Raw genomic sequence first — 15,344 nt, 5'->3', positions numbered from 1 at the left:
AGGGGAGGAATTTTACATGAATGCAGAAGCAAAAGTAATTATAAAAAGCTCGCTAAATGAAAATGAAGGTATATTTGCTAAAGTAAAACAGCATGCCGAATTAATTGCCGCTCTTTTAAGTGGGGTACTCATTGCAGTAGGTTGGCTATTAGATAGAAATGAACTTACTACTGCTTCGGTTGTCACCTATGTATTTGCCTTTATTATTGGAGGCTTTGCAAAAGCAAAAGAAGGTATTGAAGAAACAATTGCCAATAAAGAATTAAATGTTGAAATGCTCATGATATTCGCCGCCGTTGGTTCAGCTATTATTGGCTACTGGACAGAAGGAGCCATCCTTATTTTTATCTTTGCTGTCAGTGGGGCTCTTGAAACATATACGATGAATAAAAGTCATAAAGAGATTTCAGCGTTAATGGAAATTCAGCCAGAGGAAGCTTTAAGAGTTACTGGTGGGAATGAAGAAAAGGTTCATGTATCTAAATTATCAATTGGAGACCTTATATTAGTAAAACCTGGGGAAAGGGTTCCTTCTGATGGGAAAATTATTAAAGGGCATACAACCATTGATGAAGCTGCGATTACAGGTGAATCATTCCCTGTTTCTAAGGATAATGGGGATCATGTTTTTGCTGGAACAGTCAATTTAAATGGATCCATTACTGTTGAAATAACGAAACCGAATAGTGAAACCCTATTTCAAAAGATCATTCAACTCGTACAGTCTGCACAAAGCGAGAAATCTCCTTCTCAGCTGTTCATTGAACGATTTGAAGGAACCTACGTGAAAGTCGTTTTAGCCGTCGTTGTCCTAATGATGTTCGTCCCCCACTTCCTATTAGGATGGAGCTGGACAGAAACCTTCTATCGGGCGATGATTTTACTTGTTGTTGCTTCACCATGCGCCCTTGTTGCTTCGATTATGCCGGCAACACTGTCTGCCATTTCGAATGGTGCAAGACATGGTATTCTTTTTAAAGGCGGAGTTCATTTAGAGAATTTAAGCCATTTAAAAGCGATTGCTTTTGATAAAACGGGAACACTTACAAAGGGAAAGCCTGAGGTAACTGATATTATTGTGGCAGAAGGCCTTTCGGAGAACGAAGTCTTACGAATCGCTGCATCTATTGAAAGTCACTCGACTCATCCATTAGCAAATGCGATCGTAAAATATGCTAAAGAAAACCTCGAAGAATCTCTCATTCATCCTGAAAGTATTAAAGATGTAGCAGGATGGGGTGTAAAGGCTCATATCGAAAACGAGGAATGGAAAATTGGTAAAGCAGCCTTTGTAGGCATCGAAGCTGCCCAAAGCTTTAAAAACGGTGCGGCGGCTAAAATGGCTAGTGAAGGTAAAACCGTCGTCTTTGTACAGAAGGGTGAAGAAATTGTCGCAATCCTTGCCCTTCAAGATGTCGTCCGCGAAGAAACTAAAAAAGCAATTGATCAATTAAATAAGCAAGGCATATATACGATCATGCTTACTGGAGATAGTCAAAATACTGGTAAGGCCATCGCTAAAGAGTCCCATGTTCATGATTATATTGCTGAATGTTTACCAGAAAATAAAGTAGAGCATCTTAAGAATTTACAGGAAAAATACGGAACTGTAGCAATGGTCGGTGACGGAATTAATGATGCACCTGCTTTAGCAACAGCAAATGTTGGAATTGCCATGGGGGAAGGAACGGATGTTGCCCTTGAAACAGCCGATATCGTTCTTATGAAAAATGACCTGCCTCGTATTGCAGAAGCCATTAACCTTTCAAGAAAGATGAATCGCATCATTAAGCAAAATGTTATTTTTTCAATCACCGTTATTATGATGCTGATTGCTTCAAACTTCCTTCAGTTTGTTGACCTTCCATTTGGGGTTATTGCACATGAGGGAAGTACAATATTGGTCATTCTCAACAGCTTAAGATTATTGAAATAATAGGATTATCAAGGTTATGAAAATAGAGCTTGAAGAATTGTTCTTCAAGCTCTATTTCATTCATACATTAATGATATCCATTTTGTCCGTTAGCAGAACCTGAGGTTTTTTGACTTGGTTTGTTCTGACCCTTTTGCTTTGTTCCACCGTCTTTTTTCGTTTTCTTCGTCATAAATATAAGCCTCCTTTAAAGACCAATATCTTTCCCCTGTCTTATTCTTTGATAATGGCTCCATATTATTGTAGGAAACTTATAGCATTTTCTTAACAATTCTCATTTTTGTATTTACTATATACGGCATTGATTTCTCCACCTATGATGATGATAACTCCGGTTAAGTAGAACCATATCATAAGGACAATAATCGCTCCAATACTTCCATATGTTGCTGAGAAATGGCCGAAATTAGACACATAAAATGAGAAGGCTAGGGAAGATAATATCCAACCTATCGTGGCAAAAATGGCTCCAGGAATAACAATTATACAAGCTAGCTTTTTATTTGGGCCCATCCAATACAAGCCTGTAAATACAATAAACAGTATGATGGAGCTTATTAGCCAGCGAAAAGTGTTCCAAACAGACATAAACTCATCCGAAAGACCAAATTTAGCAAATAAAAAAATTCCAAGATATTCTCCAAAGACAGGCAGCATCAAAGCAATAATAAATACAAACAGCATCGCAAAAGTAAATAAAATAGCCATTCCTCTAGCCCGGAAAAATGGACGGCTTTCTTTCACATCATATGCTTTATTGAAGGCTCGTACAATGGCATTGATACCATTGGATGCTGACCAAATCGTAGCAACAAATCCAAAGGAAAGCAGATTCGGATTTTTTTGTGAGAGTTGGCTAATATTAGCCTCGATTAATTCCATACTATCTTCAGGTGCGAAATCTCGAATGACTGCTAGTAAATCCTCTTGAGTAATTGGTAAATAAGGCAGGAGTGATACTAAAAAAAGAAGTAATGGAAAAAGCGATAGCAGGAAGAAATAGGCCAATTGTGCAGCAAGCCCAAATAAGTCATCTTCCATCACTCTTTTCCATATTTGCGCAAGCAAAGTCGAAAAGGCTCGTCCCATTCCATCGCCTCACTAAATAATGTACTAATTCAAAGATCTTTTATTAGATGTCTCTTTATTATTTGGTTCATCCTGATCTTCTTCAGAAAAGGCATCCTTTGTATCCTCAACTAGCTGTGAAACCTGAGGAGTGCTCTCTTTCAACTCTTCTACTTTTTCTACAATAAAAGAAAGATCCTCGCTTACTTGTTCATATGTTGATTTTAAGTTATTGGTCATTTCTTTCACCTGACCGATCGCTTCACTTGGGTTCTTTACATAATAAGAAACCTCGCTCGTTGCTTTTTTACAATTTGTCATGACAGATTGACGCGTGTTTTTATCAAAAAGGGTTAATGCTCCACCCGCAATGGCTCCAAAAATAACACCCTTCCAAAATAATGATTTCCCCATTTCATTCACTCCATTTTTCTATAGTTTAAGGTATTTCTGGATGGTTCTTTTCTCCTCAGAATAAAAAATCCTGCCATTTATCTAGGCAGCATCTTATTAAAATTAAGCTCCCATCCTATATATTATGTGTTGTACGAAGCTCTTTTAGCAGTTGTTCACAGCCTTTTTTAACAAGCTCGTACACTTCTTCAAAGTTACCGGTAAAATACGGATCAGGGACATTTTTATTTGTAGCATCCTCTAAATAATCAAGCAATCTAACAATATGTGCTGTTGAATTACTCTTCTTTAACTTTTCGATGTTTTGAATATTGGATGTGTCCATCGCCACGACGTATTGGAAATCATGTAAATCCTCTGGACCAATTTGCCTAGCCTTTATTCCATTAGAAGATATATTGTATTTTCTTAATATATTTTTTGTCCCTTCATGTGGCGGATTTCCAACATGCCAATTCCCTGTGCCTGCGGAATCTACAATGATCTTATGCTCTAATCCTTCCCTCTTGACTAAATCACGAAACATCGCCTCAGCCATTGGCGAGCGACAAATATTTCCTAAACAAACAAATAATACTTTAATCATATGTAAACCTCCTTGCATCCATTTTCTTTTATATTTTATTCTTCTGCAACTGAAACACTTATTTTCCCGTTGACATTTAATACGGAACATGGAAAGATGAGTATACTTAATAGGAAAAATGCTGTACACATAGCAAGGAATTAACAGCTAGCTGCAGCCATAAATATTTCATAAGTAGAAAAGCGCGACGTCCTGTAAATCTGGGTTAGGAGCCGCAGCTAAACATTAAAGGAGGAGAGCAGGATGAATTTAGCTCAAAAATCAACTGAGAATGTAGAGTATATGATTGAAAAAATCAAAGAAAAGCTTAAGGTTCTGAACTTTGGAGCAATTAAGCCATCGCATTTTGATGAGGAAATGTATGAAGAATTAAAAGATATTTATGATCTCGTTATGAAAAAAAACAATTTCAGTCCGAATGAAATGCAAGCTTTAGCAGAAGAATTAGGCAATTTAAGAAAAAAATAAAGCAGCTTCGATAGCTGCTTTATTTTTATATGATTGGAAATTTAGACAAACACTAATTTAAGCTACTTCCCGCCATTCTTCTTGCATCATTTTTATATAAAATGTTAAAAACTCTTTAAAAAATGTGTGCTTTATTTTAGGATGAGCATTTTTTTCCAGTATTGGGAGAATGGGCAAAATATAATGACATATCACAAATCGTTTTAGTTCAGCTAGTTTTCCTTTGTAGTCTTCATCCTTTTCAGCATCAGCTTTAATGCTCTCCTGGATTAAAGATCCGAGAAAAGCAGTAATGCACCCAAAATGATCAGGATAAATTTCTTTTTCAAGCGGATACAAGAAACCTGTCTTCTCATATAATCCAATCAGGCATAACAAATCTTTTTTCCGTTCTTCGTGTTCATCATGCCCCTTTTTAATATAGGAAGAAAAGTAAGGCGAGACAAAATAGTCACCAGGAATGAAAAAGTGGTTTTCATACCATAACTTGACATCTTCCTGATTATAATGAGAATGAAAAGGGAAATTCTCTTTCAAATTATCATCCATATTTCGAAAAAACTCTTCATAACGATCCCATTCTCCAAGCCATATGCATGATAAAATATTAATTAGGACAAGCTGTCCATGTTGTTCCTCTTTTGTCATTATCATCATTATCACCTTTTGTTTAAACTTTTTTAATATCAACGAAAACGTCCTGCTGAGCTGGTCCTCCGATTAAAAGGTCTGCTAAAAATCCTTCAAAATAACTATCGTCATTATCAGCGAGAGCATTTACTGAGAATCCTTGTCCTCTTTCTCTCGCATATCCTGATTCTTCATGCATAGGTGTATTCGTATCAAATGGCAGATGACCGTATTTCTGTGCCGGTTTTATTGTTTTTCCATCAATTTTTTCCTCTTTTGAACCGTATGCATAGTGGCCAAAGCTAAAGTTTGCTCCTACAACACCTGGTTTGATCCCTGGTGTAACGAGTACTTTTGCCTTTTCTTTTGTACTGTTGGAAATGATATAAACAAAATCAGCTGTTTTAATTCCTTTTTTCTTTGCATCTATCGGGTTTATCCATAAATAGTTCTCATCTCGGACTTCACGAAGCCACGCATTACTTTCATTTCGATGGGTTCCCATATTTCTTGATTTCCAGTTAATAAACTGAAAAGGTTTATTGGATGTATATACTTCACCGTTATATTTTCTAATTTCATCTGCAAAAGGAACTCCCTCAAAAAACTTACCTGTATAGGAACTTTTAAATCCTGCTGCCTTTTCATCATAGAAATGAACAAGATTTGCCCATTGATATTTAATATGAGGTCCGATATGTTCATCACCTTGAGCCTCAAATCTTCCTCCACGATTTAAGACATATACAACCTTTTTCCATTCCTCTGGTGAAACTGCACTTTTCAGCTTATTTAAATCAAAATACTTTCCTAATGCTAGTTTTCTTGCTTTCTCAAAAATAGCTATTTCTTCAGGACTTGCATCATTTACTGGTTTTTTGCCATCAAAGGCAATATTCGCAGCCATTTTAATATAATAATCTTCTGGACTATGAATGGAAGATCCATCTGGAAGCGCTTTATCTCCAACACCCGGAAGACCCATTTCTTTCAAAAGATCAATATACACTTGTTCTGTTTGTCTTGCATGTGGTACAACACGAGTTACAGGCTGAATAACACTTGCAAATTTATATTTCACTATCGGGAAAATAGCCTCTGTATTCCAACTCTCTAAATAAGATAAATCAGGCAATACATAATCTGCATATTTCGTTGATTCTCCAATGACAATATCAGAAGAGATAACAAGTTCGACTACTTTTGTATCTTTTAGAAATTTCTCCTGCATATCTGACCTTGGACCTGACACAATCGGTGATGTTCGGTTCATAATAAGTGCTCTAATCTTATACGGGTAGCCTTCCGCAGAACTTGGAAGAACATCTTGAATTAGTTTGTTCCCTAAAGGATACCAAGGACGTTTTGCCGGATAACCATCTTTTTTGAACAATGACGTTTTTTCATACGGCGTTTTATGACGAGTAACTGCAATTCCCCAAGAATTATTTGGATTTGGTACAGCAGCTAAATCATAACGTCCTTCAGTTATTTTATATTTTGCACCTAGTGAAGTGTCACCACCTACCCAGTCATGATTTCCTACTAAATGATTTAGCATATTTATTGCACGAGTACTGTAATATCCATTTGTGTGCATGGCCGGTCCTCGATAGGAGTGGATTCCCACCTTCTTGCCATGGGAAGTGAACTCTTTCGCTATTTGGACAATTAAATCTACGGACACATCACACTGCTTTGAGTATTCTTCGATTGTTTTTTCAAGCGCTTTTTCTTTAAAAATAGTAAAAGTAGATTTTACCTTAATCCCATTAATTGTAGTACTTACCTCTAAGTCACCATTTGCCGCTTTTGTATGCGGAACAGGTTTTCCATTTTCAAGAACGATAAACTCTTCTTCACCTATTCCCAAATCCTTAGCCCTTAAAAACGGTCTCTTTGGATCTCCTACATTTACAAGATAAGTGGCATCACTCCAGGTTGGTTCATTGTCTAAATGTGCTGCTTTCTCATTTGGGTTTCGTAAGTAGGTCTCATCATAACGATTATTCTCAATGATCCATCTGCACATTGCCATTGCAAGAGCCCCATCACCACCTGGCTTTACCGGAACCCATGTATCTGCTTTTTCAGCCGTCTTGCTATAACGAGGATCAATTACAACCATTTTCATCCCACGATCTATCGCATTCGTAATTTGTGGGGCAAATGTAGTTGGGCCACGATTAGCTATCATAGGATTTGTTCCCCATACTAAAACATATTCCACTTTTTCATAATCAGGGATCATCCGTTTCTTCTGCTTTGTTGAATCGTAAGAACGAACATTCCCCATTACACTCGTAATTCCACAATAACCGCCATGATCATAATAATTCGCCGTACCTAGACTTTTAGTTGCTATACGTTCAATGAAATCTCTTCGATGTCCAGACATGATCGCAATTTGATTTGATTTAGGTCCAAAATCAGGATGTTTCGTATCGATTAATACATCTTTATATTTTTGATCGAAAGCTGATTTTTCCATTTCTCCTGCTTGTACCTTTTCCCAATCAGCCATAACACCTTCTTCAGGAACAAATGCCCATATTTCTTTTAATCCCGGTGTTTTTAAATCCTTACTGCCTTCTAATATCTCTTTATACGCTTCTTCCCAGCTGACTGTTTTCCAAACCCCGCTGCCTCTTTCACCTACGCGTTTTAATGGCTGCTGTACACGAAATGTATCATACGTTGTTTGAATTCCAGCTTGACCTTTTAAGCAAGTTCGTCCTCCACGGAAGCCTCTTCCGCTTTTGGCTACATCTCCGGTTCCTTTTACAGCTTGTTCAAGAGGAGTATCATAGTTAATATGACCGTAAGGAACCATATTGATCGGACTATATTGATTTCCCGCAATTTTTCTAACGATAGATGAGTATGCTCCTCCAGCACTTCCAGCAACAACATAGGCTTTAATTGTACATGTGGAGTTACATTGCTGACATGATGTAAATATGACATTTTCTGCTGTGTAGTCCTGATAATCCGTCCCTACTCCATGTAAATCATCTGTCCATACTCCGTTTATTACCTGTTTGACCGGACCAACAAACGCAGGACCAATAACGGCAACCGCTCCAAATGCTCCTAATGCTTTAAGAAAGCCTCTTCGATTCACTTTATCTTTACTCATGTTTACTCACTCCATTTTCATGAGAGTCAATTTCATCAATTGGAAATAGCTTCTCGCCAATTGTATACAGGATTAAACACATTGCGATAATTCCAAAAGATGTCAGCCACTCTGAAAGATTCATATAATAATTTCCATACGGCATTCCATCTATTTTTGGCATAATTAAAGTTGGAATGACCATATTGAACCGTACTCCAACGACTCCAATTAGCACCATAACAGAGGCACCTAGAATCCAATTTATAGATTCTCGTGTTTTTTTGATTATTAATATGACAAGTGGGAAGAACAAAGCAAATCCCATTTGGAATATCCAGAAAGACCATGAATAAGGGCTTCCCATTATTAATTGAAGCGTTCCAAGTTCTTCATGCTCTAAACCATAAAAACCAACTAAAAATTCATACCAGACCATAATGATTTCAATGACGATAAATAAGGAAAGCATGCTTCCAAGGGATCGAATCATTGAAGTATCTACTTGCTGTTTTTTTACTTTGCATTTAATCACATAAATGGCAATGGATAATGCTGTACCAGATACTAAAGCAGATATAATAAAAATTAATGGGAACAAGGCAGAATTCAAGTAAGGCTGTGCTTTAAGAACGGCAAAAATAGACCCTGTTCCACCATGTACACCAAGTATGGCAAGTGGAATCCCAATAATACCCATTATTTTTAGTCGCTTTTTATCCTTCACTTTATCGATATCTGTATATTCCTTTTTATTGAAAGTAAGGAATCGTGATAATTTTCCTTTGAAATTATCATTTTTGGCTACAACGATAAGGTCATTTCTCATTGAAAAATACAACTCAACTATAAGAAGAACAAGATAGACAATATAGAAATGAATTTCCCATGACATTGTACTCGTTACATTCCAATAAATGACAGAGTTCATGACGTGATCCGGGCGACCGATATCCAAAAAAACAAACAAAATGCCAGTAATCATACAGACAATCGCAGAAAGTAAAGCAGATCTGCCGATTTTTTCGAATTTCTCCATCCCAAATCCATAAACTAATGTGGATAATAAAAAGGAACCAGCACTTAAACCAATAAAATAGATATAAAAGGCAATCCAACCGCCCCAAGGTACTATATTAGATAGATTAGTAGATTCCATTCCTTCCATAAAATATCCAGTAATGATCGAATAAATCCCTATACCAAAAACGATTAAGATGGAAATCCAGTATATTTTTTCAAGCTTTCCATTCTTTTGTTTAGGAGCATGCATCTTGTTATCTATATTTTCTTTCAAAATCATTAAAACCACTCCTTTTATTGAAGCTATAATGATTGCTTCCTTATCTTAAATACACAACTCTCGGCTTTGTACCTAGTTCTTCCTTCAGACGAAATGCTCTTGGGCTTGCAGCGAGCTTCGACACAACACTATTCGGGTCATTCATATCTCCAAAATAACGTGCGTCTCCAATACAAGTTTCCACACATGCAGGCTCTTCCCCCCGCTGGAGGCGATGATAACAAAAACTGCACTTTCTAACCGTTTCCTCAGGGATTGCTCCTTTTTTGCGTTTCCCGCGTTCTACCCCATATTCCGGGCTTGTTACATCATTAAAACCAGCCATTTCTTGTTCATAGCTCGTGCCAAAGTCATAAGATCGTGATCCATATGGACAAGCTACCATACAATAACGACAGCCAATACAGCGATCATTATCAATTGTGACGATTCCATTCTCCATTTTATAGGTTGCTCTTGTCGGACATACTTGAACACATGGAGGATTATCACACTGCATACAAGGCTTCGGCAAATTCGTTATTGAAAAGTTAGGAAAATCACCTTTAATCGTTTCGAGTACAACATTATAAGATACTCCTGGCGGTGTTCTATTTTCTGCTTTACAAGAAACAGTGCATGTATCACAGCCAATACATTTTTTTAAATCAATGACCATCCCCCATTTGGGATCAGTTCCGGATTTGGCTTTAGAGTTCTGGTTAGTATCCATTGGTCCACTAGCATATTGATCACCAAATTCTTTTATAAGGGATGCTGAATAAACTTTATGAAAATCTTCAATTTTTAAACTTCCATTAATGACCTTTCTTGCATCTCTTGCCATATTCTTACCTAACTGAGAATCATATGGACTAGCAGCCAGCACTTTATTGGAATCAGGAACAAAATGATCTGCGAGCTTTGAATAATCTTCAGGTTGTAAATGATTATTTGAATTGAAGGCCATGCTGATGACTCCTTTCTATTTTGACAATGTTTCTTTTGCCTCTTTTATATCTTCCTTAATGTCCTCTGTAACTTCACTTGTCAGTTCACGAGCTGATTTTTTAAACTCTCTTAATGTTTGTCCTACTGCCCTCCCAATTTCAGGAAGCTTTTTCGGACCAAAGATGATAAGTGCCAAAACTAAAATTAATATTAAACCTGGAATACCTATGTTTGATAACATCGTCTGTCACATCCTTTTTTTATTGTTCATTAATAAAAATTGCAAGTTTCGTGCCAACATGTAGATTCTTTTAAAAAAATCGTTATATCCTCATTCTTGTAAGCAAAAAAAGACAGACAGAAAAAAGTGCTTTCTGTCCGTCTTAATAAATCATGACTTTTTGTCATACTATACCGAATTGTCATATGCCATTTTGTCATTCTTCAATTAAATTGTATTGATCAATTTTCCGGTACAAGTTTCTTACACTTATCCCTAATACCTCAGCCGCCTTTGTTTTGTTCCACTTTACATTTATAAGCACACTTTTAATATGGTCTTTTTCTAATTCCTCTAAAGTGCAAAGAGGATCCTGCTTTATTTGACCATTTGCTCTGCTCCGGTTCGGAAGCAATAAATCTTCCACTTCAATTTGCTTACCTGCCGATAATAATTGGCCTCTTTCTATTAAATGATGCAGCTCTCTTACATTCCCCGGAAACTCATAGTTTTGGAGCTCTAGCAGAGCTTCATCAGAAATCAATATCTCTGGAGACTTTCCATTCTTAATGAAATGGTGAATTAATAACGGAATGTCTTCCTTTCTATTTCTTAGAGGTGGAATCGCTAGCCTGACGACATTTAATCTGTAAAATAGATCCTCTCGAAAATGCCCCTCTTCCACCGCTTTCTCCATATTACGATTCGTTGCCGCAACGACCCGCACTTTTACTCTTCTTTCCCTTACGTCTCCAACTCGTCTAAATTCTCCTAATTCTAAAAAACGAAGCAGCTTTACTTGCAGTGCTAGAGGCATTTCCCCTAATTCATCCAAAAACAATGTTCCGCCATCAGCTGCCTCGACAAGTCCTTTTTTGTCCTGATTTGCTCCAGTAAAAGCCCCTTTAACATGCCCAAATAGCTCACTTTCAAGCAATTGCTCCGGAAGGGCGCCTGAATTAACGGCTACGAAAGGCTCTTCTGCACGGCAGCTCCAATAATGTAAAGCCTTCGCAAACAGCTCCTTTCCTGTTCCGCTTTCACCTTCTATAAGAACAGGAACGTCACTATCTGCAATTCTGCGGGTTAATGCGAGCACTTCTTTAAAAATTGGGCTTTCTCCAATTATATGAAATTCATTATGCTGCTTAATAATTTTTTTCATACTTTCATTTTTTACTTTTAGCTTTTTATTTTCCTCAGCTTTTTTAATCGTTAATTCTAGTTCTGATAGATTATAAGGTTTTGTTAAATAGTCAAACGCGCCAAATTTCATTGCTTCTATTGCTGTCTCTATCGTTCCATGACCAGTCAGCATTAAAATTTCGGTCTCAGGCTCAATTTTTTTTGTTTCCTTTAAAAGGGAGATTCCATCCATTTTCGGAAGACGAATATCATAAATAGCAATATCAAAAAATTGCTGTTTTAATAATAACAAGGCATCCTCTGCCGTTTCAGCGAAATGAACCTCATACCCTTTTCTCGTTAATCTTTTAACAAGTAGATCAAGGAGATCCTTTTCATCATCAACAACTAAAAGCCGCACCCCGCTCATTGCACTTCCTCCCTTTTTTTATTTCTAACTGGTATTCTAACTTTTACAGTTGTCCCTATACCTACTTTACTCTCAATTTCGATCGTGCCCCCAAATTCCTCTACAATCCCATAGCATACAGATAATCCTAATCCCGTTCCTTTTCCAACTGGCTTCGTCGTATAAAACGGATCAAAGATCTTGCCCAATCTTTCTTTCGAAATCCCGCAGCCATTATCTATTACAAGGATGGATACAAAATTCTCTTCGGCTTTTACTTCAACACCTATTTCGCCTGTTTCTTCTACTGCATCCCTCGCATTATTAATTAAATTCACAAGAACTTGCATAAGCTTTAAGCTATCACCGAGCAGGAGAGGCAATTCTTCTGCAATTTTGATCTTTAGTTGTATTTGCTTCTTTTTTAAAGATGATTCCACGAGACTTATGCTATTTTGAATCGTTTTATTCACATCGATCTGAGATAGTGTCCAGTTAGTCTTACGAGAGAAATTTAATAAATTACTAGTTATTCGCTTGCATCTTTCCGTGTTTTCTTTAATTTTACTTAAGTAAAGAGACATTTCAGTCATATCTAATTCATCATCTGGAGAAGCTAATCTGTCACTTAAATCCTCAGCATAAGCATTAATGGTTGCAAGAGGATTATTGACTTCGTGAGCAAAGCTTGATGCCATCAAGCCAAGTGCACTAAGTTTATCGGTTTGAATGATCTTTTCTTCCCATTGTTTTTGTTTTGTAACATCTTCAATCACAACGAGGAATTCCCCCTCATCTTGTATGGCATGATTTAATGCGAATACCCTATGGCGAAATAGCTTATCTTCCCCTCCATCCCTATTCATACTCATAATCATCTCTCCTTTCCACTCAATATCCGGACAAGTAATCGGACAATTTTCACACGGCACATTCTTCCCGCCTATTAATGTATAGCATGGCAATTGAATTTCCTCATTTGAAAGCCAGTTGCTCAGCCGTGGATTCATCCAAGTTACGTTATAATTTTTCGTTACAAGCGCTAAGCCTGCACCAATGCCATTTACGACAACATTTAACCTTTCCTTCTCCTGTTCGAGCCGGAGTGACTTTTCTTGAAGTTCCTCACTCATTTCGTTAAATGCTTGTGAAAGCTTTCCTAGCTCATCATGACGGATCAATCCAATCGGAGATGGCCTTTTTCCAGCTTTTAAATGATTCATCCCTTTTTCTATGTGGATAATTGGTGTTGTAAAGTATAATCCTGCATAAATACTAATTAGGCTGACGATAAGTGTAACAAGTGCTACAGCGAATAATCCGTTTTGAAACATATTATTGATTGGTTCATATATTGTCTCTGCAGGCTGTTCCATCACCATTGTCCATCCTAAATCACTTATTTCCGTTTTTAACCCCAGTACATTGCGATCTTTTTCCACAGTTCTTTTTTGCCATAGTTTGCTGTAGTCCTGATGGGCAATTACGTTTCCCTCTCGGTCCATTAGATACAAATAGGCAGAATCCTCCTGTCTCAAGGAAGAAATGTGACCAATGGTCTTCTGGAGCTGAATAATAACTCCAATCCCTTTCCGATTTCCATTTTCTACATACGGAATCGCAAGCTTCATGACAGGTTGTCCAAATCTATTAAATTCGACTTCTCCATAAACTTTATTTTTTGTTTGAAAATCAAGCCACATCTTATCAGAGAACCATTGCTCATTTGATTCAGGCATATTTAGGTTATACCTGGAAACCTTTTTTTCAACGAATCCTTTATGATCGGTCACAACTACTTCTTCTATTGATTCATTTTGCTGGAGAAGTTCATAGAAAGCTGCTTTATTTTTCTCATGCTGTTTGAGAGAAGAGAATATTTGAAGTTGCTGGAATGTTTGATTAAACTCCATTTCAATTTCACTTGATAAGATCTGAAGCATTAATTCTTGTTTATCCAGAATTCTTACTTCAAGATCAGCTTTAACATGTGAGTAATAGTAATAGCTAATGAATAATAGAGGAATTGTTGACATGATTACCCCAAAAGCAAGTACCTTAATTCGAATCGGTTGTGAAAGAAACCAATTTATTAGACGTTTAATCATCATTGGGATGCCTCACTCTCATCATCAATGAAATCAGCAATATCCATAAGATCATTATTTAATTCAATTCCTAGCTCATCCTTGATTTTTGGGTTTACGATAAAGCGGATGCTGTCAGGAAGCTCGACAGGAATATCTGCTGGCGAATTTCCTTGAATGATTAAGCTTACATATCTTGCTGCCTGATATCCTTGATCAAAAAAACTCGTTCCATAGCTTGCAAGGAACCCTTCCTCTACTTCATCGCCATATATCCCCATTACAGGTATTTTGTATTTCTTTGAAAACTGAGAGATTTCTTTTATAAGAGATTCAATTCGGAAACCTGGCAAGATTAACAATGCATCATTTTTTTGTAAATTCTGGCTTAACTTTGCTTCAAATTCTGCGTCGCTTACATTCGTTGGGAGAATTTGAAGTGAAAGATCTGCAGCAGCCTCGATTGTATTCTCCAAGCTCAGTACACTTACTTCAACGTCCTTGTCATACAAAACGTGAAACCTCTGTACTGACGGGACTAATTCATGAAAAAGCTCCAATCTTTTTCCCGCTAAACCCGTGTGAAAATTATTTATTCCTGTAAAAAGACCTCCTGGAGAACGATAATCCTCAATTATACCGGTTTCCTTTGGAGCAGCTACTCCAGCAAAAACGACTGGAATTCTTATTTTCTGCTCCTCCATTTTTTCCTTTAAGGCAATTGTTTCAACTCCGCCAAGAGTGACGATTAGATCTGGCTTCTTTTTTAGTAATTCATTAATTTTGTTATCCAGCAATCCCTGATTATCCTTAGCATTTTTAACTTCAAAATCGATTGCATCTTCCTCATAACCAAGCTCTTTCAATCCTTTTTTTAGTCCAGTTAGCTTTTCCAGTCTGCTATCGCCAATCATCAAAACACCCACTTTAAATGGAGTATTTTCATGAACGCTAAAATAGTTATTAATAAAGACTGAAACAGTCACAACCGTTAGAATGAAGAAATACCATTTTGTTTTCATTTAAAAACTCCTCGTACTAAAAGACGTT

The 15,344-nt window shown here is 37.0% G+C and carries 13 protein-coding genes; 2 read left to right on the top strand and 11 right to left on the bottom strand.

Going from position 1 to position 15,344, the window contains the following annotated elements; all coding sequences use genetic code 11:
* Positions 1–16 precede the first annotated feature (16 nt).
* Positions 17–1,936: a heavy metal translocating P-type ATPase gene (locus KHA94_RS18705; RefSeq protein ID WP_213103640.1), complete on the top strand. Its 1,920-nt coding sequence runs from the start codon at positions 17–19 to the stop codon at positions 1,934–1,936.
* A gap of 264 nt (positions 1,937–2,200) precedes the next feature.
* Here KHA94_RS18705 and KHA94_RS18700 read toward each other — a convergent pair whose 3' ends face one another.
* From KHA94_RS18700 to KHA94_RS18690, 3 genes are all read right to left on the bottom strand, one after another.
* Positions 2,201–3,025, bottom strand: coding sequence for a YihY/virulence factor BrkB family protein (locus tag KHA94_RS18700; RefSeq protein ID WP_213103639.1), 825 nt, complete (start codon positions 3,023–3,025; stop codon positions 2,201–2,203).
* A 24-nt stretch (positions 3,026–3,049) separates the two neighbouring features.
* Positions 3,050–3,418 carry a YtxH domain-containing protein gene (locus KHA94_RS18695; RefSeq protein ID WP_213103638.1) on the bottom strand — a complete coding sequence of 123 codons (369 nt, stop codon included), beginning with the start codon at positions 3,416–3,418 and terminating at the stop codon, positions 3,050–3,052.
* A gap of 115 nt (positions 3,419–3,533) precedes the next feature.
* A complete protein-coding gene (locus KHA94_RS18690) occupies positions 3,534–4,004 on the bottom strand; it encodes a low molecular weight protein-tyrosine-phosphatase (protein ID WP_213103637.1) in 471 nt (156 codons plus the stop codon).
* Positions 4,005–4,247: 243 nt separating this feature from the next.
* Between KHA94_RS18690 and KHA94_RS18685 the strand changes: the two genes are divergently transcribed.
* On the top strand, positions 4,248–4,472 hold the full coding sequence (locus KHA94_RS18685) for a DUF1128 domain-containing protein (RefSeq protein ID WP_213103636.1): 225 nt from the start codon (positions 4,248–4,250) through the stop codon (positions 4,470–4,472).
* Positions 4,473–4,529: 57 nt separating this feature from the next.
* On the opposite strand, the gene KHA94_RS18680 is transcribed toward KHA94_RS18685, so the two are convergent.
* From KHA94_RS18680 to KHA94_RS18645, 8 genes are all read right to left on the bottom strand, one after another.
* Positions 4,530–5,120, bottom strand: coding sequence for a molecular chaperone TorD family protein (locus tag KHA94_RS18680; protein WP_249365598.1), 591 nt, complete (start codon positions 5,118–5,120; stop codon positions 4,530–4,532).
* 22 nt (positions 5,121–5,142) lie between these two features.
* Positions 5,143–8,241 carry a molybdopterin-dependent oxidoreductase gene (locus tag KHA94_RS18675; protein ID WP_213103635.1) on the bottom strand — a complete coding sequence of 1,033 codons (3,099 nt, stop codon included), beginning with the start codon at positions 8,239–8,241 and terminating at the stop codon, positions 5,143–5,145.
* On the bottom strand, positions 8,234–9,523 hold the full coding sequence (nrfD, locus tag KHA94_RS18670; RefSeq protein WP_213103634.1) for an NrfD/PsrC family molybdoenzyme membrane anchor subunit: 1,290 nt from the start codon (positions 9,521–9,523) through the stop codon (positions 8,234–8,236). The genes KHA94_RS18675 and nrfD overlap by 8 nt, the downstream gene beginning before the upstream one ends.
* A 40-nt stretch (positions 9,524–9,563) precedes the next feature.
* A complete protein-coding gene (locus tag KHA94_RS18665) occupies positions 9,564–10,472 on the bottom strand; it encodes a 4Fe-4S dicluster domain-containing protein (RefSeq protein WP_213103633.1) in 909 nt (302 codons plus the stop codon).
* Between the two features lie 15 nt (positions 10,473–10,487).
* Positions 10,488–10,694, bottom strand: coding sequence for a twin-arginine translocase TatA/TatE family subunit (tatA, locus tag KHA94_RS18660; protein WP_057775361.1), 207 nt, complete (start codon positions 10,692–10,694; stop codon positions 10,488–10,490).
* 196 nt (positions 10,695–10,890) lie between these two features.
* Positions 10,891–12,228 (bottom strand): sigma-54-dependent transcriptional regulator, encoded by a 1,338-nt coding sequence (locus KHA94_RS18655; RefSeq protein ID WP_213103632.1) that lies wholly within the window; start codon positions 12,226–12,228, stop codon positions 10,891–10,893.
* On the bottom strand, positions 12,225–14,318 hold the full coding sequence (locus tag KHA94_RS18650; RefSeq protein WP_213103631.1) for a PAS domain-containing sensor histidine kinase: 2,094 nt from the start codon (positions 14,316–14,318) through the stop codon (positions 12,225–12,227). Before KHA94_RS18650 ends, KHA94_RS18655 begins: the two co-directional genes overlap by 4 nt.
* Entirely contained in the window at positions 14,315–15,316 is a 1,002-nt protein-coding gene (locus tag KHA94_RS18645; RefSeq protein WP_213103630.1) for an ABC transporter substrate-binding protein, read from the bottom strand. The genes KHA94_RS18650 and KHA94_RS18645 overlap by 4 nt, the downstream gene beginning before the upstream one ends.
* Between the last annotated feature and the right edge of the window lie 28 nt (positions 15,317–15,344).

It is taken from the genome of Cytobacillus citreus (assembly GCF_018343665.1).
GTDB classification, from domain to species: Bacteria; Bacillota; Bacilli; order Bacillales; family Cytobacillaceae; genus Cytobacillus; species Cytobacillus citreus.
The sequence above is the reverse complement of the archived record's forward strand: the minus strand, read 5'-3'. Positions and strand labels throughout refer to the sequence as shown.

What these genes read in the sequence shown, in the direction of transcription:
- tatA (WP_057775361.1), bottom strand. Translation starts at nt 10,694, where the DNA reads ATGTTATCAAACATAGGTATTCCAGGTTTAATATTAATTTTAGTTTTG.
- nrfD (WP_213103634.1), bottom strand. Translation starts at nt 9,523, where the DNA reads ATGATTTTGAAAGAAAATATAGATAACAAGATGCATGCTCCTAAACAA.
- KHA94_RS18700 (WP_213103639.1), bottom strand. Translation starts at nt 3,025, where the DNA reads ATGGGACGAGCCTTTTCGACTTTGCTTGCGCAAATATGGAAAAGAGTG.
- KHA94_RS18690 (WP_213103637.1), bottom strand. Translation starts at nt 4,004, where the DNA reads ATGATTAAAGTATTATTTGTTTGTTTAGGAAATATTTGTCGCTCGCCA.
- KHA94_RS18680 (WP_249365598.1), bottom strand. Translation starts at nt 5,120, where the DNA reads ATGACAAAAGAGGAACAACATGGACAGCTTGTCCTAATTAATATTTTA.
- KHA94_RS18645 (WP_213103630.1), bottom strand. Translation starts at nt 15,316, where the DNA reads ATGAAAACAAAATGGTATTTCTTCATTCTAACGGTTGTGACTGTTTCA.
- KHA94_RS18655 (WP_213103632.1), bottom strand. Translation starts at nt 12,228, where the DNA reads ATGAGCGGGGTGCGGCTTTTAGTTGTTGATGATGAAAAGGATCTCCTT.
- KHA94_RS18665 (WP_213103633.1), bottom strand. Translation starts at nt 10,472, where the DNA reads ATGGCCTTCAATTCAAATAATCATTTACAACCTGAAGATTATTCAAAG.
- KHA94_RS18695 (WP_213103638.1), bottom strand. Translation starts at nt 3,418, where the DNA reads ATGGGGAAATCATTATTTTGGAAGGGTGTTATTTTTGGAGCCATTGCG.
- KHA94_RS18705 (WP_213103640.1), top strand. Translation starts at nt 17, where the DNA reads ATGAATGCAGAAGCAAAAGTAATTATAAAAAGCTCGCTAAATGAAAAT.
- KHA94_RS18685 (WP_213103636.1), top strand. Translation starts at nt 4,248, where the DNA reads ATGAATTTAGCTCAAAAATCAACTGAGAATGTAGAGTATATGATTGAA.
- KHA94_RS18675 (WP_213103635.1), bottom strand. Translation starts at nt 8,241, where the DNA reads ATGAGTAAAGATAAAGTGAATCGAAGAGGCTTTCTTAAAGCATTAGGA.
- KHA94_RS18650 (WP_213103631.1), bottom strand. Translation starts at nt 14,318, where the DNA reads ATGATGATTAAACGTCTAATAAATTGGTTTCTTTCACAACCGATTCGA.